The organism is Candidatus Eisenbacteria bacterium, from assembly GCA_030017955.1.
Classification (GTDB): domain Bacteria; phylum Eisenbacteria; class RBG-16-71-46; order JASEGR01; family JASEGR01; genus JASEGR01.
In genome coordinates, this window is sequence record JASEGR010000209.1 from 1 (window position 1) to 1776 (window position 1776).

Here is a 1776-nt window from a genome sequence, read left to right on the forward strand (position 1 = left end):
GCGGCTTCAACAGCGGCAAAAGAACATTCAAGATTTACGTCCCCAAGTGCGACATGGATATCGACGTTGATGACGACGGCGATGTGGATGATACCGACGAGTCCAAGGAAGAAAGTCCGGGAGCAATCGTCTTCGAGAACTGGGACAACGACGATGGAGACGCCGCCCATACGCCGGACAAAGACGAGACGTCTGTGACGAGCGAAAACGATCTCGTTCCCATCTATCCGAAACTTGAACCAACGCTGACCACCGGCACGCTGAAACTGGAAGCCACAGCCGGAGGAACTCGGGTCAAGGTCTGGACATCGGCCACGAAAGGGACAGAGATCACTTTACCGAAGACCTGGAATCTGGCGACGGAGACGGTCCCTGCCACGCTTTACCTTGAAGGCTACGATGAGAGCGCATCTGCGAACGACGTTGAATTGAATCTGAGCTACGCCAACGGCGGCAGTTCCATCTGCGACGACAAACTCAAGGTCACTGTTGTCCGTCAGAATCTTGGTGTTGCCATCTATCGAGCGCTCGATTCTGCGACTATCATTTTCCTTGCTGGCGATTTCAACCACGCTGGTCTGATTACAGGATACACAGGAACCCGAACCAAGGCCGCTCTCACAAACGATGCCAACTGGGGCGTCATACAAATGACTGGTCTGTTTAGCGGCGTCGGTCAGATCACGCTACAGGGATACAAGGCGGCTGCTTCACCGTTCCATGGCTTCTATTCGGTCAGCAGCTTGTCGGATTCCCACAGAAACCACATTGTGACTAACGCATACCTTTGCCTTGCTGACGGCACCATCAGTTACGCATGGTACGTTGCAATTGATGGCGATGGGCCGGGACTGAACTGGGACGGAACAATCGGGGACATTGACGAACTCCGTTGCGATGGGTTGGTCGAAGTCTGCTACGAACTTGCTGACGTTGAAGTATGGGGGCGCAACGGCACTCACTACCTCATTCAGAACTTCGCCGCTGAGCACAACGATTTTGGAATGAGTGATCCGCAGACACTCCTTTCCCCAATCGTTCAAAGGGGTGGCATCACCAACAGCCCCACACGGTTCGTTTCGACGGTTTTGTTTCAACCGCAAAGTCTCCCATAAAGGAAGGGCAACATGAGACACGTCTTGCAGTTCATTATGATGGTCTTGTTCGCGACTGTTTCCATGGCATGGGCCGAAGAAAAGTCCTATTGGGAGTACCGGAAACTCATCGACGATCAGGAACAAGACGCCATTGTACGAAACAGGAGGGGCCAAAAATACTTACGGTCACTGAAGCGCAAAGACTTCCTGGCTTTCGTTCGCGAGGTGGCTCGACAGCCGGGTTATGACGATCAAAAGGAAGGACACCTTCTGGCAATGGCCGTTTTTGCGAAGAGCTATCTGATGGGACCTGGCCAAGGCGAATCGCTACACGCCATTCTTGAGCAGTTTTCGGATCCAATGCTGCCTGTTGCTTGGAAGGCCGGACTGCTTGACGTCTTAGACTTGGAGAATCGTGAAGACCTGAGCGACGAAGACATTGCGGCGGCGATAGCCCTTCTGAGTGAAATGGGCCAGAACAAGCAGAACATCGACGGCTTTCGGTCCTTCTGTCTCGGAAGACTCGGCAGTCTTCTTTACTCCCAGCGGGAACTGATCACGCGGAAGGCCCCGGACTTGAAGGACGCACTGGAGAAGCAAGACCGGACCGCCTTACCGAAGAGAGACGACGCCAATGTCAAACAGGCGGCGAAACTCATTGACGCCATCGGCACCTACA

At 53.7% G+C, this 1776-nt stretch carries 2 protein-coding genes; both read left to right on the forward strand.

The features are described 5' to 3' along the window. The coding region (locus QME66_13730; GenBank protein MDI6810004.1) for a hypothetical protein at positions 1-1115 on the forward strand (1115 nt) is incomplete at its 5' end. 12 nt (positions 1116-1127) lie between these two features. Next, positions 1128-1776: hypothetical protein (locus QME66_13735; GenBank protein MDI6810005.1), on the forward strand; the 649-nt coding region annotated here is incomplete at its 3' end.